At 47.7% G+C, this 20,303-nt stretch carries 16 protein-coding genes; 2 read left to right on the top strand and 14 right to left on the bottom strand.

The genetic code is table 11. The features are described from left to right. Positions 1 to 393 precede the first annotated feature (393 nt). Positions 394 to 1,404 (bottom strand): LacI family DNA-binding transcriptional regulator, encoded by a 1,011-nt coding sequence (locus V1498_RS02245; protein ID WP_409296694.1) that lies wholly within the window; start codon positions 1,402 to 1,404, stop codon positions 394 to 396. 243 nt (positions 1,405 to 1,647) lie between these two features. Here V1498_RS02245 and V1498_RS02240 point away from each other — a divergent pair, with 243 nt between their 5' ends. Beyond that, the gene (locus tag V1498_RS02240; protein ID WP_409296693.1) at positions 1,648 to 2,604 is read left to right on the top strand and encodes a phospho-N-acetylmuramoyl-pentapeptide-transferase; all 957 of its coding nucleotides are present in this window, start codon (positions 1,648 to 1,650) and stop codon (positions 2,602 to 2,604) included. A 91-nt stretch (positions 2,605 to 2,695) separates the two neighbouring features. On the opposite strand, the gene V1498_RS02235 is transcribed toward V1498_RS02240, so the two are convergent. From V1498_RS02235 to V1498_RS02190, 10 genes are all read right to left on the bottom strand, one after another. After that, a complete protein-coding gene (locus V1498_RS02235) occupies positions 2,696 to 3,202 on the bottom strand; it encodes a GNAT family N-acetyltransferase (RefSeq protein WP_409296692.1) in 507 nt (168 codons plus the stop codon). Between the two features lie 115 nt (positions 3,203 to 3,317). Next, complete coding sequence (locus tag V1498_RS02230) at positions 3,318 to 4,247, bottom strand: hypothetical protein (protein ID WP_409296691.1); 930 nt, start codon at positions 4,245 to 4,247, stop codon at positions 3,318 to 3,320. A 117-nt stretch (positions 4,248 to 4,364) separates the two neighbouring features. Then, the gene (gatB, locus tag V1498_RS02225; RefSeq protein ID WP_409296690.1) at positions 4,365 to 5,795 is read right to left on the bottom strand and encodes an Asp-tRNA(Asn)/Glu-tRNA(Gln) amidotransferase subunit GatB; all 1,431 of its coding nucleotides are present in this window, start codon (positions 5,793 to 5,795) and stop codon (positions 4,365 to 4,367) included. A gap of 14 nt (positions 5,796 to 5,809) precedes the next feature. Continuing rightward, positions 5,810 to 7,267, bottom strand: coding sequence for an Asp-tRNA(Asn)/Glu-tRNA(Gln) amidotransferase subunit GatA (gene gatA / locus V1498_RS02220; RefSeq protein WP_409296689.1), 1,458 nt, complete (start codon positions 7,265 to 7,267; stop codon positions 5,810 to 5,812). Positions 7,268 to 7,278: 11 nt separating this feature from the next. Next, a complete protein-coding gene (gatC, locus tag V1498_RS02215; protein ID WP_409291255.1) occupies positions 7,279 to 7,569 on the bottom strand; it encodes an Asp-tRNA(Asn)/Glu-tRNA(Gln) amidotransferase subunit GatC in 291 nt (96 codons plus the stop codon). A gap of 294 nt (positions 7,570 to 7,863) precedes the next feature. Beyond that, entirely contained in the window at positions 7,864 to 9,411 is a 1,548-nt protein-coding gene (gene pruA, locus V1498_RS02210; protein ID WP_409296688.1) for an L-glutamate gamma-semialdehyde dehydrogenase, read from the bottom strand. An 879-nt stretch (positions 9,412 to 10,290) separates the two neighbouring features. Then, positions 10,291 to 11,460 (bottom strand): CamS family sex pheromone protein, encoded by a 1,170-nt coding sequence (locus V1498_RS02205; protein WP_409296687.1) that lies wholly within the window; start codon positions 11,458 to 11,460, stop codon positions 10,291 to 10,293. Between the two features lie 12 nt (positions 11,461 to 11,472). Then, positions 11,473 to 13,479: an NAD-dependent DNA ligase LigA gene (ligA, locus tag V1498_RS02200; protein WP_409296686.1), complete on the bottom strand. Its 2,007-nt coding sequence runs from the start codon at positions 13,477 to 13,479 to the stop codon at positions 11,473 to 11,475. A gap of 28 nt (positions 13,480 to 13,507) precedes the next feature. Beyond that, on the bottom strand, positions 13,508 to 15,733 hold the full coding sequence (pcrA, locus tag V1498_RS02195; protein ID WP_409296685.1) for a DNA helicase PcrA: 2,226 nt from the start codon (positions 15,731 to 15,733) through the stop codon (positions 13,508 to 13,510). A gap of 67 nt (positions 15,734 to 15,800) precedes the next feature. Beyond that, on the bottom strand, positions 15,801 to 16,493 hold the full coding sequence (locus tag V1498_RS02190; RefSeq protein ID WP_409296684.1) for a heptaprenylglyceryl phosphate synthase: 693 nt from the start codon (positions 16,491 to 16,493) through the stop codon (positions 15,801 to 15,803). Positions 16,494 to 16,708: 215 nt separating this feature from the next. Between V1498_RS02190 and V1498_RS02185 the strand changes: the two genes are divergently transcribed. After that, a complete protein-coding gene (locus tag V1498_RS02185) occupies positions 16,709 to 17,032 on the top strand; it encodes a hypothetical protein (RefSeq protein ID WP_409296683.1) in 324 nt (107 codons plus the stop codon). A gap of 89 nt (positions 17,033 to 17,121) precedes the next feature. Here V1498_RS02185 and V1498_RS02180 read toward each other — a convergent pair whose 3' ends face one another. The 3 genes from V1498_RS02180 to V1498_RS02170 are packed head-to-tail and all read right to left on the bottom strand — an operon-like array spanning position 17,122 to position 20,268. Beyond that, entirely contained in the window at positions 17,122 to 17,418 is a 297-nt protein-coding gene (locus tag V1498_RS02180; RefSeq protein WP_409291248.1) for a YerC/YecD family TrpR-related protein, read from the bottom strand. A gap of 30 nt (positions 17,419 to 17,448) precedes the next feature. Further along, positions 17,449 to 18,477, bottom strand: coding sequence for a DUF3048 domain-containing protein (locus V1498_RS02175; protein WP_409296682.1), 1,029 nt, complete (start codon positions 18,475 to 18,477; stop codon positions 17,449 to 17,451). 48 nt (positions 18,478 to 18,525) lie between these two features. Further along, positions 18,526 to 20,268, bottom strand: a complete 1,743-nt coding sequence (locus V1498_RS02170; protein WP_409296681.1) for an adenine deaminase C-terminal domain-containing protein — start codon at positions 20,266 to 20,268, stop codon at positions 18,526 to 18,528. Positions 20,269 to 20,303 lie beyond the last annotated feature (35 nt).

Genomic DNA, 20,303 nt, shown 5'->3' with positions numbered 1-20,303 from the left:
TTCCCTTCACCGTGGCCGTTTTTTGGTTGTAAATGTCCGTTTAGAACCTTTTTTCCTTCACCTTGGCCGTTTTTTGGTTGTAAATGTCCGTTTAGAACCTTTTTTCCTTCACCGTGACCGTTTTTTGGTCGTAAATGTCCGTTTAGAACCTTCTTCCGACCTCAGGCTGTTTTGGTCTTAAAAATTCTTTTATAACCTGTTTTCTTTCGAACCGTACTCATTTTGGTCTTAAAAATCTTTTTATGACCTGTTACCCATTGACCCGGGCTCATTTTGGTCTTAAAGATTCTTTTATGACCTGTTCCCCTTCGGTCAGGGCTCATTTTGGTCTTAACAATTCTTATATAACCTGTTCCACTTCATCTCGGGTACTAAATCTCGCAGCTTCCCCCCTCACACAGAGGACGTCGTCTCCCTGACCTTCAATTCTGCTTTCAGCGAAATAACCTTAGGTTCCACTTCACCCTCAAGCGTGTCCACCAGGTGCTTGACGGCCTCGTAGCCCATCTGGAAGATGTTTTGCGAGATGGTGGTCAAGGAAGGTGTGACATAGGAAGCGAGCAGGATATCATCATAACCGATCACCGACAATTGTGATGGGACATCTATTCCCAGTCTTTTCGCTGCCTTTATGACACCGAGGGCCATCAGGTCGCTCGCACAAAATACAGCCGTAATCTCAGGATGTTCTTTTAAGAGCGCGAATGCCCTTTCCTCCGCTGTATCTTCGTTAAATTCTCCGTTGATCAACCACTCGTGATTAATGCTGATTCCCGCTTCAGCCATGGCTGCGGCAAAGCCCTCAAGCCTTTCTTTGCTTACAAAAGCAAAGTCATGGCCGTTCACCATTGCGATGTTCCTGTGCCCGAGGCCGATAAGATGTCCGCAGGCCATGCGTGCGCCTTCTACATTATCCGTGGTTATATAGCCGACCGTGTCTGTCACAATCGGGATATCGATCAGCATGCACGGAATATTGCTTTCCACAACCTCATGGAGATAAGGATCATCGGTACGGATTCCCTGGATGATCACACCATCAACGCGCCGTTCCTTGCACAGCTGCGAATAGGTTTTTTCGCGCTGCTTTGTGGAAGTGGTGCTGAATAAAACAAGGTCATATTCTGATTCTGCAATGAATTCATTTACCCCGGCCAGCACCTGGAATGTAAAATTGTCCTTGATGCTCGACTTCTCCATTCCTGAAACCAGAAGGCCGATTGTTCTCGACTTCTTCATAACCAGGCTGCGGGCAAGCGTATTGGGACTGTAGTTCAGTTCCTTGGAAACCTTAATGATTTTCTCCCGCGTCTTTTCATTCACATCCGAATAGCCGTTTAGCGCCCGGGATACCGTCGTTACAGAGACTCCTGCCACCCGGGCTATATCTTTTATCGTCGTCATTCTTATTCCTCCAAGAGACCCGAAACGTTTCGGATTAACCATATCATAGCTCAATATGTAACCGATTACAATACAAATTAGGAGAAAATTTCGTTACCGTTTGTCCGGGTTTATTAGAACAAGCACCACTGAATCATTAGAAAGAGATTTACCGCTTTCTATGAAGATTGACATGTTTGGAGGAAATAAAAGAGTTATATAGAAGTATTTTATATAGATAGTAATGAGAAAAGGAGTAAATGAATGAGAGATCAAATAATCCCGGCATTGATTGCATTTGCGGCTGTTTCAATCCTATCTCCAGTATTAATTGCTGTATTGAGAAAACTTAAGCTCATCCAGCCGATCAGAAAAGAACTTCCTTCGGATCATCAGTTGAAGAAAGGCACTCCGTTGATGTTTGGCCTGATTCTTCTTATAGGAATTGTAGTATCCATTCTTATTTCTCCTACTCCACTCATGTATTTCTTGTCTGCTACTTATATTCTGTTTGGTTTTATTGGTTTTCTGGACGATTTTTGGAAAGCTTCCCGTCAGGATCCAGGAGGTGTGTCCAGTAAGACCAAACTTATCTTTCAATTTATTTTCACGGGTACTTTGCTTTACTACGTCATTAACGGACTGGGCATAAACACCAGCATAAGTATCTTTAACAACCTATCTTTGGATCTCCCATTGGCGGCCTATGTTATTGTAATCACTCTATTTGTCGTAGGTTCTGCAAATGCCATTAATTTCACTGATGGATTGGACGGTCTTTTAGGAGTTGTTTCGATTCCTACATACTTTTTCTTTTTTATGATTTCAGACCGATCAGAAGTTCAGTATTTTTGTCTGATTATGATTGGATGCCTGCTCGGCTTTCTTATTTATAATATATACCCGGCCAAGGCTTTTATGGGAGATACGGGGTCATTGGCTATAGGAGGCTCACTTTCATTTCTTGCGGTTATTGAGAAAGTAGAAATTTTAATCCCCTTATTGTTCTTTATCTACTTTGCGGAACAGCTTTCAGTAATATTGCAGGTCTCGTCCTTTAAACTAACTCATAAGCGCATCTTCAAAATGACTCCAATCCACTATCACTACAGCATAAAATATGGGTGGTCCGAAACAACCATTGTTACCGCTTTCGGATTTATTTCCTGGCTGTGTACTTTTGCCTGTGTAATTTATTGGAAGTTTTTTCTGAATGCATGAATTTAATGAAATTACATTTGGCCACAAAAATAAGCTGCTTTTGTGGCCATTAACACATAGCCTCCAAGTTCACCCAGCTAAAGGACATTTCTTAGCTAACCTTGCATCCAGCAAATATATAATGTTTTTTATCGAATATAAACGATTCTTTTTCTTTCTTAAAGCCGATTTTTTCTGCCACACGGATTGATGGAATGTTTCTTGGATCTATTATACTGACCAATCTATCTAAATTTAATTGAAAAAAGCCATACTCCTTACAACTCTCAGCTGCTTCAGTTGCATAGTTATTTGACCAATATTTTTTATTAATATGATAGCCAATTTCTACCTCTGTTTTCCCGTCAACTTTCTGTTTAACAAGACCACAATCACCTATTAACTCATTAGTTTCCTTCAAACATACTCCCCATAAGCCATAACCATCCTGCTCGTATCTATACTGGTTTTTCTTTATCCAGTTATGGGTTTGTTCTAAGCTAAAAGGAGCTGGATAATATTCCATAGCTGCGGCATCTGAAAAAATTAAATGTAAATAATATACATCCTCACTTTTATATTGCCTCAGATACAGCCTCTCTGTTTCTAAAATAATCATTATATACACCCCTCCCATAGTTAAGGAAGATCCGTTAAAAACCTTCATAATACAGAAAAAGACGCATGCCAGTACATACGTCCAGATTATGAAAGCACCTAACCGGCCTTTTCCTCTACTGCGGCCCTTCAATCCGCCCAAAATCCCGCAGCACCTTCAACGTACTCACTGTGAGGCTGCCCTTCCAATCCGCCTCGGCAGTTTTCCAGTCTTCCTCATATTGACCGAACCAGGTCCAGTTCGGGGCCCAGGAACCTTCCGGGTCCATCCGGCTGATTTCAAAATCCAGGCAGGCCTGAATTTCATCCTGAAATAAGCCGGTGAGCTCTGCTTCAGGGGAATCAGCAACCTGGATGGGCTTGAGGCCATACCCCTTCCACTCTTCCTCAGTCACTGCGACTTTTTCCTGAGCGGCTTTTTTCAATTTTTCAAGTACGGCTTCCCGCTCCTGCCCTTCAAGAGTTCCGAGGAGTCTCAGATAGCATAGAAGATCATGCATTTCCATCTTGTCTGGAAGTGACTTCAATTCTTCCAGGGCAAGCTCGGTCAGTGTTTTTACGAATGACTTCGGAACCAGCTCCGAATATTTGCGGATGTATCCGGTTATCTCGGCATTTGGATTGGCCCAAGAACTCTGTGCACCGGCGTGGCCATTTTCTGTGTCGTAATTCCACCAAGGGGCATGCGGTACCCTGTTTACAGCTTCCGGAACTCCATGCCACTTGTTCTGTTCGTGATCATAGGTCTCAAGCAGATAAGCAACAGCCTTTTGAATCATAACATGCTCCGAACCTAATCCCAGCTCTCCTGCATACTGCAGGCCGATCGTCGTGGCCATCGGAGAGGACTGCTCCAGCCTGAAATCCGGCTCGATGGACCTTCCGAAGCCTCCATCTTCATTTTGATAGTTCAGGAGCTCATCCACTGCCGCTTCCACAGTTCCGCCCTTAAAATAGAATTCAAACATCCTCGAGTCAAGCTTCCTTGCACTTTCCAATATGTATGCTTCCGCTTTTTGAAATTCCTCTTGAGTCAGCATCTTCATCCGAATCACACTCCTCTTCAATATCTCCCCTTAAAAAAATTCGACATATGGGCCGCATCCCCTTTTTTCTGGAAATAAAAAAAGCATTCCCGGCTATATCGCCAGGAAATGCTTTTATCAGCGCTTCTGGATTTCTTCCATCAGAAGCTTATTAACGAGCGGCGGATTCGCCTGCCCCTTTGTCGCTTTCATAATCTGCCCGACTAGAAAGCCGACTGCCTTCTGCTTGCCGCCCTTAAAGTCTTCAATCGACTGAGGGTTGTTATCGAGCGCTTCATTGATGATCGTCCGGAGGGTTCCTTCATCCGAGATCTGGACAAGACCCTTCTCCTTCACGATCGCTTCGGCACTGCCGCCCTTTTCGATCAGTTCCTTGAATACCTGCTTGGCAATCTTCGTCGAGATGGTGCCGTCTCCTATCAGCTTAATCAGCCCGGCGAGGCTCTCCGGCGTTAGCTTCGTGTTGTGCAGCTCGATGCCTTCCGCATTGAGATAAGCAGACAGCTCGCCCATGATCCAGTTCGACGCCTGCTTGGCATCTGCCCCTGCGGCGATTGAAGCTTCAAAGAAGTCGGCTGTTTCCTTAGTTACAGTCAGCACTGCGGCATCATATGCCGGAAGATTGTACTCCTCTGTGTAGCGCTTTTTGCGCTCATCCGGAAGCTCCGGAATTTCAGCCTTGATGGAGTTCTTCCACTCTTCATCGATATATACCTCAACCAGATCCGGCTCAGGGAAGTAGCGGTAATCATCCGAGCCTTCTTTGACACGCATCAGGAGTGTCCTTCCTGTTGCTTCATCAAAACGGCGTGTTTCCTGAAGGATTTCCCCGCCTGCATCAAGGACCTCAGCCTGGCGCTTTTCTTCAAACTCCAGTCCTTTTCTGACAAAGTTAAACGAGTTCAGGTTCTTCAGCTCCGTCTTGGTGCCGAATTCCTTCTGCCCGGAAGGCTTCAAGGAAATATTGGCATCGCAGCGCAGTGAGCCTTCTTCCATTTTGCAGTCTGAAACGCCTGTATATTGGATGATGGATTTAAGCTTTTCAAGATAGGCATAAGCTTCCTCAGGAGAAGAAATATCAGGCTCTGATACGATTTCTACAAGTGGTGTGCCCTGGCGGTTATAGTCGACAAGGGAATACCCGTCGCCTGTATGTGTCAGCTTGCCTGCATCTTCTTCCATATGGATTCTTGTGATGCCGATTTTTTTCTTCGTCCCGTTCACTTCAATCTCTATCCAGCCATTTTCCCCGATCGGCTTATCGAACTGTGAGATTTGGTAAGCCTTCGGATTATCCGGGTAAAAATAGTTCTTCCGGTCGAACTTTGTGATTTCTGCAACCTCGCAGTTCAGTGCCAGTGCTGCCTTCATAGCATACTCCACTGCCTTTTTATTAAGAACCGGCAGGACGCCCGGATAGCCGAGGTCGATGACACTTGTGTTTGTATTGGGATCCGCCCCGAAATGGTTCGGACTCGCGGAGAAAATTTTTGATTCTGTTTTCAGCTCGACGTGGACTTCAAGTCCGATGACCGTATCATAACTCATCTAAAAACCCCCCCTTACAATCCTGGTCTCTGTTTATGGAAATCTGTTGCCTGCTCAAAGGCATGTGCCGTTCTATATACTGTTTCTTCATCAAAGTGCTTCCCGATGATCTGCAGGCCGAGCGGGAGACCGTCCGAAAATCCGCACGGAATAGATATGCCGGGTACTCCGGCAAGGTTTACAGGGATGGTTAGAATATCATTCGCATACATCGTCAGCGGATCATCCGTTTTTTCTCCCACCCTGAAAGCAGGGGTTGGAGTCGTCGGTCCGATGATGACATCGTATTTTTGGAATACATCTTCAAAATCCTTTTTGATCAGCGTACGGACCTGCTGGGCTTTTTTATAATAGGCATCATAATAACCTGAGCTCAGTGAGAATGTGCCAAGCATGATCCGGCGCTTTACTTCGTCTCCAAAGCCCTCTGCCCGTGTCTGCTTGTACATCTCCAGCAGATTTGAGGCGTTTTCGGTACGATAGCCGTATTTTACCCCGTCAAAGCGCGACAGGTTTGCGGATGCTTCTGAGGATGACAGCAGATAGTAGGCAGCCAGGGCGTACTTTGAGTGGGGAAGCGATACCTCTTCCCAGACAGCTCCCAAGCCCTCCAGCACCTTCAGCGAATCAAGCACAGATTTTCTGGCGGCTTCACTGACTCCTTCTCCGAGATATTCCTTAGGAACCGCAATCCTCAGGCCTTTAATGTCTCCCGTCAGGCTCTTGGTATAATGGGGCACCGGTATATCCGCGGAAGTTGAATCCATTGGATCAAGTCCAGCAAGCGCATGCAGGAGGTATGCGTTGTCCTCTACGGTCCGTGTGATCGGGCCGATCTGCTCCAGTGAGGAAGCAAAAGCCACGAGCCCGTAACGGGATACCCGGCCATATGTCGGCTTTAATCCGACCACTCCGCAGAATGCGGCCGGCTGGCGAATGGAACCGCCAGTGTCAGAACCAAGGGAGAATGGGACCTGTCCCGCTGCAACCGCTGCAGCCGACCCGCCTGAGGAACCGCCAGGGACATAATCGGTATTCCATGGGTTCAGTGTATTTTGATAGGCGGAGTTTTCATTAGAAGAGCCCATGCCGAATTCATCCATATTCAGCTTTCCAATTGTAACCATTCCTGCACTACCAAGTTTCTGGACGGCAGTAGCACTATAGATCGGGTCGAAGTTCTCTAGGATCCTGCTTCCGCAGGTAGTGCGCAGGTTCCTGGTGACGATGTTATCCTTGATTCCGATAGGCAGGCCAAATAAAGGCCCGGTCTCTTCACCGGATGCCAACTTTTCGTCAAGAAGTACGGCTTCTTTCTTTGCGCCCTCTTCATTCAATGTCAAAAAGGCCTTAATCTTTTGATCGGTCTCTTCGATTCGCTTGAAAGATGCTGCAGCAAGATCAGAAGGCAGAATTTCTTTCTTATGTAATAGTTCATGCAGCTCGGATATTTTATGATCTAGCAATGACATGAGATCCCCCCTTAATCCATGATGGATGGCACACGGATATAGCCATCCTTTTTGTCTGGTGCATTGCGCAGTGCTTCCTCAACAGGAAGTCCTTTATCTGCCCTGTCCTCACGAAGCACGTTTTTCATATCCAATACATGAGACGTGGGAGCCACATTTTCAGTGTCCAGCTCATTCAATTGCTCAGCAAAAGAAATAATCGCATCAAGCTCGACTGTCAGCTTCTCCGTTTCTTCCTCCGTTATGGCAAGGCGCGCAAGGTTAGCAGCATGCTTTACCTGTTCCTCCGATATACGGCTCATTTCTTTCACCTCCGATTTTCGTCCTTTTAAACAATATAATGATAATATCAGACTTTTTCGCATTAAAGCAACAGCAGGGCGGCAATTCACCGCCTTTTATGTAGAAGCATTGTGTCCTGGTTGTCGAATGGGATTAATCAATCATTTAATTAAATTCCGGAAAGCCTAACATATCCCTGGCTTGGCGGCACATCAACCCTTCGGAAACAGGCGGATATTGTCTGGGAAATAACCCGAAAAATGCTGTCTCCCCATCATACAAAAAAACCCCGCTGAATGCGGGGTTTTTGCTTATTAGTATGCCTCGGATGTTGTTTTTCCTTGCATGTGGAGGGCCAGATAGTCAGGTCCGCCTGCTTTAGAGTCTGTACCTGACATGTTGAAGCCGCCAAATGGCTGGTAACCAACGATAGCGCCGGTACACCCGCGGTTAAAGTATAGATTTCCAACATGGAAGTCTTCGCGTGCTTTTTCCATATTGATGCGGTTGTTTGTGATTACAGCACCGGTCAAGCCGTACTCTGTGTTGTTGGCAATTTCAATCGCATGATCGAAGTCCTTCGCCTTGGCGAATGCAACAACCGGACCGAAGATTTCTTCCTGCATCAGGCGTGCCTTAGGATCAACATCAGCTACGATGGTAGGCTGTACGAAGAACCCTTTTGAGTTGTCGCCTTCGCCGCCTGCCACGATTCTTCCTTCTTCCTTGCCGATCTCGATGTACTCCATGATTTTCTTGAACGCGTTATTATCGATAACCGGTCCTGTAAAGTTGGACGGGTCAACCGGGTTCCCAACTGTAAGGTCCTTGGTAAGCTCGATGGCGCGCTGCAACACTTGATCATATACATCTTCAACGATGACTGCACGTGAACATGCGGAGCATTTCTGTCCGGAGAATCCGAAAGCAGATTTGACGATAGATTGTGCCGCAAGCTCAAGGTCTGCCTCTTTATCTACTACAATGGTATCTTTTCCACCCATTTCAGCAATGACGCGCTTCAGCCAGATTTGGCCTTGGTTCACTTTAGATGCGCGCTCATAGATTCTTACGCCAACATCTCGGGAACCTGTGAAGGACACAAATCGTGTGCGCGGATGGTCCACAAGATAATCCCCTACTTCAGCGCCGCTTCCTGGCACGAAGTTAAGAACGCCCTTAGGAAGTCCTGCTTCTTCCATAACCTCAACAAACTTAGCTGCTACAACAGGTGTCGTAGATGCTGGCTTCAAGAGGACAGTGTTACCGGTTACAATGGCAGCGACAGTTGTGCCGGCCATGATGGCAAACGGGAAGTTCCATGGAGAAATGATAATTCCAATTCCCAGTGGAATATAGTTAAAGCGGTTGAATTCATTCGGGCGGCTTTCAACCGGAATGCCGTCCTTCAGCTTGAGCATCTGGCGTGCATAGAATTCCAGGAAGTCGATTGCTTCTGCTGTGTCTGCATCAGCTTCGTTCCAAGGCTTTCCTGCTTCCTTCGTGAGAAGTGCAGAGAACTCATCCTTGCGGCGGCGGATGATGGCAGCAGCGCGGAATAATACATCAGCCCTTACTTCTGGCTTTGTCTTTTTCCAGGTTGTGAATGCTTCATCTGCAGCCTTCATGGCTTTTTCTGCAAGCTCACGGTCTGCTTTTGATACGCGGCCGATCAGTTCTTCCTTGTCTGCCGGGTTCACGGAGACAATTTTATCTTCAGTAGAAATGCGCTCTCCGCCGATTACAAGATCATAATCCCCGCCAAGATAGCCTTCCACTTTCTTCAGTGCTTCAAGATAAGACTGTTTATTGGACTCTACGGAAAAATCCGTAAAGGGTTCGTGCTTATAAGGTTGTACCATGCCCATCGCTCCCTTATTAAAAGTTATCAACATACCTATTCTAACCGATAATATTCAAGTCTTCAATTGTGATATTCTATTTGGCATTACCTGCTAGCGCTTACGTTTCAAAATTATACTAATCTACTAATTTTTATGCATATTTAGAAAACTATAGAGTAACAGCGCTTACACTTTTGTGTTTCAGCCTGCATAAGTCTGTGAATATATTATTCTGACAGTACAATAATTCCTTTATTTAGCAGGAAGTCTTTTGGGAACTTCCCCCTTTGGATAAAGGGGTTGATTTCCGCTTCAGGCGCTCGCGGACCTTAGGGGCGGGCGGTGAGCCTCCTCAGCTTTGCCTGCAGGGTCTCACCTGTCCCGCTGCTCCTGCAACGAAAAGCGGAGAACGTTGCCTGCTAAATATAATAATTTCAAAAAGCTCAATGTTTGTTATTCCGATTGAGGCAACGAATTTCATTAGCAGGCAGAGACCCGATAAAGAAGACTTGCTGATTGGCGAGCGCAGGCGAAGACAGAAGCCTAGTCGCACTTATGCGTTAGCGAAAGAAGACTTGCTGATTGGCGAGCGCAAGCGAAGACAGAAGCCTAGTCGCACTTATGCGTAAGCCAAGCATAAGGCGAGCAGGCTATGGGAAGCGGTTTTCTTCCCATGGACTGATTGACTTTTGACTCGAGGGGCGAAAGTCTCGCAGCTGGATTAGGAGTCTCGCACCTTACGCTACAATCAACCTGGTTTAATAATTATATCTCCTCCCAGAACCAAACAAATAAAAACAATAATACAAAAAGAGCTTCAAGCAAAGAACCATAACAAAAACCGGCCGATGGATGCTCGCCCCTTGAGAGGAGACGGTATCCACCGGCCGGCTGGTATCATTCATAAATGTGTACAAACGGTTCATTGGTTTCGGGCTTCCTGACTATAAGAGCCTCAGGGCCGTTCACCGATGTGATGTCGACTTCGACGGTAATATATTCAGGGAAATGCTGCATGACAAGTCCGGTGACATATTGTGTGAAGCCGATCGCTTCAGCCTTTCCGTAAAACTGGATCGGAATGGTGATGCTCAGGTTTTGGAGCTGATCATCCGTATAGAAGGCACGGCCGATCACTCCATTGAAGTTAGGGAAGTATTCCTCGACATCCTGTTTGAAATTCAGGAATGAATTCACATCTTCACGATGCTTTTCATTCGATTTTGGCGGAGGGAAAAGTTCATACTTTTCATTAATGCCCTCCCATTTGCCAAGGCTCCCTTCTCCTTCACCGGCGTTTGAATAGGCCAGGAAGTGCCCGGGAACCGCAGACGTCTTCGGTGCCTGTTCGAATAGGGCGATCGTGATCGGCACCTGCTTCAGCTCATCCTTTTTCCGAAGGCGCTGGAGGACTTCGGCCGCAATCTTCTTGCCTTCAGCCAGGAGTTCGGATTTTGGGATATCCGTTTCATAGGTCGCTCCATAGTCTTCCTTTGTATAATAATGGACAGAATTCAAGGCAAGCCCGACAACGACGCCGCCAAGGCTGACTTTGTCTTTGGCTGATTTCACCAGATAATCGTGCTCGAGGACATGGGCGAGGTAAAGAGGATTCTCTTTTTCCCGCTTATCCTTGCTCCCCTTGCCCGGGTCGAGGGGATTCAGGCCGGTGTTTTCATCTTCCTTCAGTCCTTCTTCCTTCAACTGTTCCTTGGTGAACTTGCGGTTCAGCCAAAGTCCGACTGTTTTCTTGTCCAGATACTGCCCTTCCTTGAAGAGGTACTTCTCAGGGTCAAATGTCCGCTGGGCTGTCCTCATCAGGCCGGTCTCAAATTCGTTGATATCATAGCGGGTATTGAGGTTTGCCACCACAAGGCCCCTCGCTTCGCTTGGTTCAAATGGCAGGGTGGTACGGTAATAATTATCCGAAATTTTATATTTCGGGATAATCGCTTTTTCCTTTTTCGTCTCCGAACTTTGGATCACTTCCTCCTGCTTATCAAACTTCGGGGCACAGCCCGTCAATAGTAAGAGAAGCGCCAACCCGACAAAGGAAAGTTTCTTCATCGTTTACACCTCTTATTTATTTAATTCTTCCAGCATTCGCTCCTCATCCCAAACTTCGACCCCTAGTTCCTGGGCCTTTGTAAGCTTAGAGCCGGCATCTTCCCCGGCAATGACAAGATCCGTCTTTTTACTGACACTGCCGGAAACATTTCCGCCCAGTGCTTCTATCTTTTCCTTGGCCTCATTGCGGGATAGCTGTTCCAGTTTACCAGTTAAAACAATGGTTTTACCAGCAAAAACTGAATCGGATTCGGCAGCTGTGACCGGTCTTGGCCCCTTATATTCCAGATTGACGCCGGCTGCCTTCAGCTCAGCCAGCAGTTCTTTCACTTCTTCAAGGTCAAAGTAGGCGGTGATGGAATCGGCCATCTTGCCCCCAATTTCATTAATAGCTGTAAGCTCATCATAAGATGCCTGACTCAGGGCGTCCATGGTGCCAAATACCTGGGAGAGCGTTTTGGCAGCCTTCGCACCGACAAGCCTGATGCCAAGTCCGAACAAAAGCTTCTCCAGGGAATTGCTCTTGGAATTCTCGATTGCCTTAAGGAGATTGGAGGCGGATTTTTCGCCCATCCTCTCCATGCCGATCAGCTGCTCGTGCGTCAGTTTGTAGATATCGGCCACGTCTCCAATAAGTGATCCGGCAAATAATTGGCTGATCACTTTTTCGCCAAGGCCGTCAATATTCATGGCATTCCGTGAAACAAAATGGATGAGGCCTTCCCTGATCTGTGCAGGGCATTTCGGATTGATACAGCGGCGTGCAGCCTCTCCCTCAATCCTGACCAGGTCGCTCCCGCATTCCGGGCAGTGTGCCGGCATGCTGAAGTCCACTTCATCCCCTGTCCGTCTCTCAGGCAGCACATTGACAATTTCCGGGATGATATCGCCTGCTTTTTTCACCACCACATGGTCGCCGATCTTAATATCCTTTTCCTTGATCAAATCCTCATTATGAAGAGTCGCGCGCTGCACGGTCGTGCCTGCGACACGGACCGGTTCAAGAATGGCTGTCGGCGTGACGGCACCTGTCCTGCCTACGTTAAGTTCAATATCTTTTAAGATCGTAACGACTTCTTCGGCAGGGAATTTATAGGCAATCGCCCAGCGCGGGCTTTTTGCCGTGGTACCAAGATCCTGCTGCTGGCTGATGGAATCCACCTTAACGACAATGCCGTCAATATCATATGGAAGGTCCGGCCGTTTTTCCGTCCAGCCTTCGATATAGTGGATTACCTCTTCGATATCAGTGCATCTCTTTCTTTCCCGGTTCGTCTTGAAGCCAAGCTCGTCCAGGAGATCGAGACCTTCACTGTGGCTGTCAATCCCGGTTTCCCCAAAGTCGGCGATGGCGTATAAGAAGATATCCAGGTTCCTTGACGCAGCAATTTTTGGATCAAGCTGGCGGAGGGAGCCGGCAGCCGCATTCCTCGGGTTCGCAAATGGCTCTTCGCCGCGTTCTTCCTTCTTCTTATTCAATGCCTCGAAAGACCGCTTCGGCATAAAAGCCTCGCCTCTGACTTCCATGGTGAACGGCTCTTTAATCCGGAGGGGGATGGACTTGATCGTCCTCAGGTTTGCCGTGATGTCTTCCCCGATGGTGCCGTCGCCCCTGGTCGCTCCCTTCACGAAAAGGCCGTCCTCGTAACGAAGGGATACAGCAAGGCCGTCGATCTTAAGCTCGCATACATACGTGATCTCATCTCCGGCTGCCCCGCGGACTCTTCTGTCGAAGTCCCGCAGATCTGCATCATTAAAGGCGTTCCCAAGGCTCAGCATCGGCGTCCGGTGCTCCACCTTTTCAAACATCTCAAGAATGGCCCCGCCGACCCTCTGGGTTGGTGAATCAGGGGTCCGGAATTCCGGGAACTGCTCTTCAAGTTCGACTAATTCGCGCAGCCGGCTGTCATATTCCGCATCCGGCACTGACGGCTTATCCAGCACATGGTACTCGTAATTGTACTGATTGATCAGAGTCTGCAACTCCAGAATCTGCTTTTCCGCTTCCATTCGTTCCATTTATTTCAGCCCTTTCTTCTATATAGAGCTACCCCTTAGTGATGGGGGCAAATTTAGCGAGCAATCGTTTGATCCCGGTCGGGCTTGGGAAAGCAATATCAAGCTCCTTGCCTTCTCCCTCGCCTTTGACACTGACAACCGTGCCTGTTCCCCATACCTTGTGCACTGCTTTGTCGCCTACATTCCAGCCGATTTCATCTCCGCCTGTTGTATTCTGCTTCATTGCGCTTGGGCGCTGGACACCCGGGCGGGTGCGTGCCGGCTGGCCGGAAGTCATGAAGGAGGAACTCTTGGCCTTCGGCTGCTTTGGAACGAGATCTTCAAGGAGGTCCTCGGGTATTTCGGATATAAACCGGGAAACCGGGTTCATGTTAGTGCGTCCGAATAAAGTACGCATCTGCGCATTTGTCATATACAGCTCATTTTCCGCACGGGTGATGCCGACGTATGCAAGCCGGCGCTCTTCTTCCATCTCTTCCTCTTCCATCAGAGAGCGGCTGTGAGGGAAAACACCCTCCTCGAGTCCCATCAGGAATACGACCGGAAACTCGAGTCCCTTGGCAGCATGCAGTGTCATCAGGACAACTGAATCCGCCGGAGCTTCCCCATCGTCATCAAGTGCGTCTATATCGGCAACGAGGGCAAGGTCTGTCAGGAAGGCCACCAGACTTTTATCATCTGAGCTTTCTTCAAAGCTCTTGGTTACAGAAAGAAATTCGTCTATATTTTCAAGCCTGCTCTGGGATTCAATCGTTCTCTCCGCTTCAAGCATCTCACGGTATCCGCTTTTTTCAAGCACCTGCTCCACAAGCTCTGTCACCGACAGATATTCCTGCATCTGGGAGTAGCTGTTGATCAAATCTCTAAAACTGGCCGCTGCCTTTGTGATCTTCGGGCTGACACCAATCAGTTCAATCGAATCGAGGGCCGCCATGATGGAGGTATCGTACATCGCAGCGAAGTTGGCGATTTTATCAAGGGAGGTGGATCCGATTCCCCTCTTCGGTACATTGATCACCCTCCGCAGGCTGATATCGTCATCAGGATTCGAAATCAGGCGCAGGTATGCCAGGATGTCCTTGATTTCTTTCCTGTCATAGAACTTGATTCCGCCGACGATCGAATATTGGATATTCGACTTCAGCAAAACTTCCTCCATCACACGGGACTGGGCATTGGTACGGTACAGGATGGCAATCTCGGACAGCTTCCTGCCGCCTGCCGTCATTTCATTGATTTTCCCTGCCACGAACTGGGCTTCTCCCTGCTCGCTGTCCGCCCGGTAATAAAGGATCTTATTGCCTTCCAGGTTTTCGGTCCATAGATTCTTCGGCTTGCGGTTCGCATTTTTTGAGATGACTTCATTCGCTGCGCGGAGAATCCGCTTCGTTGAGCGGTAGTTCTGCTCAAGCAGGATAACCTCGGCATTGGGATAGTCCTTTTCGAAGCTCAGGATGTTCGCAATATCCGCACCCCGCCAGCGGTAGATCGACTGATCAGAATCACCGACCACGCAGAGGTTCTTGAAGCGCGCTGCCATCAGCTTGACCAGCATATATTGCGCCCGGTTCGTATCCTGATACTCATCCACATGGATATACTGGAACTTGCGCTGATAGAATTCCAATACCTCCGGCACTCTTGTGAACAGAAGGATGGTTTTCATGATCAGGTCGTCAAAGTCGAGCGCCTGGTTTTTCCTGAGCCTTTTTTGGTACTCGGTATAAACCTCGGCAACGGTCTGTTCAAAGAAACCGCCGGACATGCTTGCATATTCTTCTGCATCGATGAGTTCATTCTTTGCTGATGAAATGCTGCCAAGTATCGCCCGGTAATCAAACTTTTTCGGATCAAGGTTCTTATCCTTCAGAATCTGCTTGATGACAGACTGCTGATCCGTCGTATCCAGGATGGTAAAGTTCCGGTTATAGCCAATCCGGTCGATATCTCTCCTGAGAATCCTTACACACATTGAGTGAAAGGTGGAGATCCAGATATCCTCGGAGGCTCCCCCAAGGATTCCTTTGATCCTTTCCTTCATTTCGCGGGCCGCTTTATTGGTAAAGGTAATCGCAAGGATGCTCCACGGAGCCACTTGCTTTTCCACCATTAAATACGCGATCCTGTGCGTCAGCACCCTTGTTTTTCCGCTTCCTGCCCCTGCCATGATCAGGAGGGGTCCGTCTGTGCATTTCACTGCTTCCTGCTGCTTGTCATTCAATCCCTTTAATAGCCGGTCTGAAAGAAACTGCATAATTATCCACCACCATTTTAAAGAACGTTTGTTCTTATTATATCAGATTTCCCGCTTCCACTATATATCAATTAGACGTTCCTGCCGTCTTTACTGTTTCAAGCGCTTGTTCAAAGTCTTCATATACTGCGTTGCCGACTACGATCACATCGGCGTATGCGGCCAATTCTTCCGCCTGCTGTGCATTCTTGATGCCGCCCCCGTAGAAAAGGACTGCTTTTTCGAGCTTGTCCTTCACTTTTCGGACAAGTTCTGTGGATGCAAGCTCACCGCTGTTCTCAAGATAGAAGATTGGCAGGTTGAACATCTTCTCTGCCATCATGGCATATGCCTCAATATCCTCATCGGTGAGATCGGTGCGGGCTTCTGTCAGGCTTGCTGCCTTGCAGCTGCCATTGATGATGCAATAGCCTTCCACATGGATTTCATCCCAGTCCATGATATGTCCATATTCCTTCACCGCATCATGATGCAGCCCGGTGATCCAGTCCGGATTCCGGCTGTTCAGGACGGTTGGTATAAAATAGAGGTCAAAGCCCGGGGTGACGGATTCCGCATTGGAGACTTCAAGGACACATGGTACGGTATATCTCCTGACACGCGCCATCAAATCGAGGACATTTTCCAGGGTCACCCCATCGCTCCCCCCGATCAAAATCGCATCTGTCCCGGATTCACAAAGCCTTTCAAGCCTTTCATCCGACAATTCCTTATTGGGATCAAGCTTAAAAACGTGATTCCACTCTCGATAATCGTACATTCAAAAATCCTCCATATTCAGGTTATCCCCATTTCCCCATTATACCATTAGAATTTTCCATTAAAAAATAGAAGGCGGGAGAAAAATTAAGGTAATTTTAAAGTCCCCATCCACCTGTATCATTGCTGTATACGATATAACGGTTCCGCAGCAGGGTTTTAGGGAAGCAAAGGCGAATTATGATGGAGAAAATACGCCGAAGGGGAAAGTTTACCATGTATGTCAAGGTCTATCAATATCATATCAAGCAGGATAAGCAGGAAGAATATTTACGGCTCCAGAAGAGAACCTTGCAAATTTATAAGAGATACACAAAATATGAAACCCTCTATTTGAACAGTGAAGCAGATGAATCAAAGTGGATTGAAATCATGAGATATGACAGCAGGGAAGACTGCAGCAGGAGCACAGAAAACATAAACCGTCACCCGGAAATTCAGGGTCTGTTCGAGGAGTTTGAGAAACTGCTTTCCGAAGAAAAAAAAGAAATCACCGAGGACAACTTTCACCTGGTTATCATAGAAGACCAGAAGCCCTGACACCTTGGGAAATAATCGGGAAATGGGGGACTGTCCCCCATTTCCCGGAAATAAAAACCACCCTGGCAGCTGTCAGGGTGATTTTGGTGTTATTTTTCTTCTTTTATTCGTTCGAGGACAATCTCGTAGGCGTCATTTCCATAATTCAGGCTTCTTTTTACCCGGGAGATGGTTGCGGTGCTTGCTCCGGTTTCGGTTTCAATCTTATGGTAAGTGTTGCCCTCGCGCAGCATTTTGGCTACCTGGAGCCTCTGTGCAAGCGACTGGATTTCGTTGACTGTACAGAGGTCATCGAAAAAAAGATAGCATTCCTCAAGAGTTTCCAGTGCAAGGACAGATTTGAATAACTGGTCTAATTCTTTTCCTCGTAATTTATTGATTTGCATAGGGAGGCTCCTTTATTTCTACATGTAATATTATGGCTTCAAACTCACATCCGACAGGCTCGGGACAATGTTCACCCATGTTTTACCCGCGATGAGTCCGGCTTCGCTTTCCTTCATCATCGGGACGATCCTGCCGTCCTTCCACTTCCAGGTGACTTCATGGTACGTCCCTTTCTGGAGGAGATACCCGGGTCCGCCGGAATGGAGATCGATATCTCTCCGGCCTTTTTCATCTGTAATGCGATGCGGTGCCTCTATAATCAGGATATTATCAAGCTGGATGCTTTTGTCCGTTTCCAGATCAATGGTGGGTTCCCCGGCAGTGTACCGCAGATATTTCCCTTTTTTTCGGTCATATTCATAACGCACATCGAACTGGCTGGAGTGATAAGAGACTTCTGCCTCCGGTGCCGGTTTTCCGATCGGCACCTGCTTTGTACTGATGAATGTCATGCTTTTCGGCGGTGTGAGCATGTCGAAATCGTTCTGCTTCGCGCCTTTGATGATATTTTTATAGGTAATATATGAATTATGAGGGGCCTTGCGGAAATCAGACCGTTCAAACAGCGATCCGTCATATTTCAATCCGTTCAGGTGATCTATATATCCTCCTGCGAGAAGCCGCTTGGCCTCAGGGCTGTAGCCATGGAGAATATACAGGCTGTCAAAGCCTTTCGCAAGCTCCATGAAGTAATCCCTCGCACTTCTCACCGGACCGATATTACCCGGCTTTCCGCTCTGGAATACAGCGAGAAAGCGGGTCACTTCCCCCTCGGCAAGAAGCTCATATACAATATCGGCTTCAGCAAGACCCGACTGCGGACGGGCGGCAGGGTGATTATTGATCATAACTGAAACGGCTCTCCTATCCGGCTTTGTATCAGTGCCTTCCCCGGTCAGCGGGAAGGTGTATTTATATTCCTTGGCAGCAGGCGGCTTTTGCTTTTCTTCCTGTTTTGGCGCGGCTTCCTTCTGCCCTGGTTCCTTTGGTTCTTCTTTGCTGCAGCCTGCTGTAAGCAGTATGGCAGCAAGCATGAAATAAGCTATTTTCAGTCTCAATGTAAGTTTCTCCTCAAAAATCGTAAAGGGACATTTTCCTTTTATATTTTAACGCATTATAGAAGGAAAGAGAACATTTTTATTCATCACATCATACATCCCTTTAGGAGTGATCCTGATGTACGGCAGGTGGGTGGACGAAAAGAAAAGCAGCGTATAAATCGGATCGTTGAACTTATAGCCGCGTTCCTTCAGCATGCGTATGAGTTCCTTTTCCTCATGAATCAGCAGCTCGAGTTTCTTATCGGACATCAGCCCGTTCAGTCCGAGCTGCATCTCATATACAGCCCTTCCGTCCTCAGCGATCACGATGCCGCCGCCCATTTCCTTCATTCTATGAAAGGCAGCCAGCATATCTTCCTTATTCTTGCCGATCAGGATGATATCCCCCGTATTCGAGTAAGAGCTCGCAAACCCGCCGAGACTATCGGCAAAGCCTTTAATGACCGTATTGATCCTCCAGGTGCCGTCCCGTCCTAGCATCATGAGGAAGGACAGGTCATGGTCCGGGCTGAGCTGGTCCTCTGACAGGTCGAAGGAAACAGAAAAGGGCTTTGTGATCACATCATTCAGCATCTCAATTCCAAACGGCATGGAAAATTGCAGATCATCCATCTCGATGTCCCACTCAAGCGCAAGCGGGCCAAAGCCATAGCCTTCCCAATCGAACCCCTGGTTGAAGTCAAGGGGCTCCCCTTCGCGCTTCACCCACTTGCCCTTTGCCAGGACGGAGACAGGCGCCGGGTTTTCCGGTTCTGTGAGAAAGTTGATATTCGCCACCCTGCCTGTCGCGATAGAGCCATGCAGGTGTTCTATATTATAATAATTCGCTGCATTGATGGTTCCCATATTATACGCATCCACCAGGGGAACGCCTTTGTCTATGGCCAGCTTGATCAGCCTGTCGATCACGCCTTCTTCATAAAAGGATGGCGGCGATCCGTCTGTGGTGAAAAAGAACTTATCAAAATTCTCGAGGCCGAATTCAAGAATCTCCTCAAGCAGCCCCGGCAAATCGGGACGGATGGAAGAATGCCTCAGTGACACGGTATAGCCCTGCAGCAGCCTTACCAGCACTTCCTTTCCGGTCATTGCTTCATGATCGCAGCCAGCACCCATCAGCATCATCTTCGCCAGGGTTTTCTCGGAGGCTCCGGGAAAATGCCCTTCTATCTGCTTTCTCATGCGCTTTGCTTCCTGAATCCAGTGAAGCATCATATCATCACCGGCAAGAAGCTTGGGCCATCCGGTCAGCTCCCCTCCCTGAAGCACCGCATCATGCTCAAGCCAGGCTTTCACATTGCTATGGGAAAATACAGTTTCTTCATTTAAAATCTCTGTCTGTGCGTCAAAACGGCACCACCAGTATAAAGTTGCCGGCAGGCTGCGCAGCTCCTTAAGGAGTGAAAAAGCTTTTTTATTTTCCATCTGCAAAAACAGCATCAGATTGTCATTGACCAGAGTAGTGGTCCCATGCTGTGATGCATATGCCGCAAATGTGTGGGGATTATATAATTGAAATGGATGTGCATGCGGCTCAATATAGCCTGGGACCAAATAATGGCCGCTGCAGTCGACAACCTCACAGCCTGTGATGTTTTCCGGCAGTTTATCGCCGACATAAATAATCCGGTCGTCGTATATCCAGATATTCGCTTCTATCCATTTCCTGAATGTCTGATTTAAATAACGTGCATTGGTAAGCAGTATATGCGGCGGAATCTTTCCGTCCAGTACAGCTACATGCTCACGCAGCTGTTTGTTTTTCCAACGGTAGCGCTGTTCTGGCATGAACATCCTCCTATGTACGACAGCAAAGCATTCAC

The organism is Paraperibacillus marinus (assembly GCF_046237605.1).
GTDB lineage: Bacteria > Bacillota > Bacilli > Bacillales > DSM-1321 > Paraperibacillus > Paraperibacillus marinus.
This window is presented reverse-complemented; position numbering and strand designations above follow the sequence as displayed.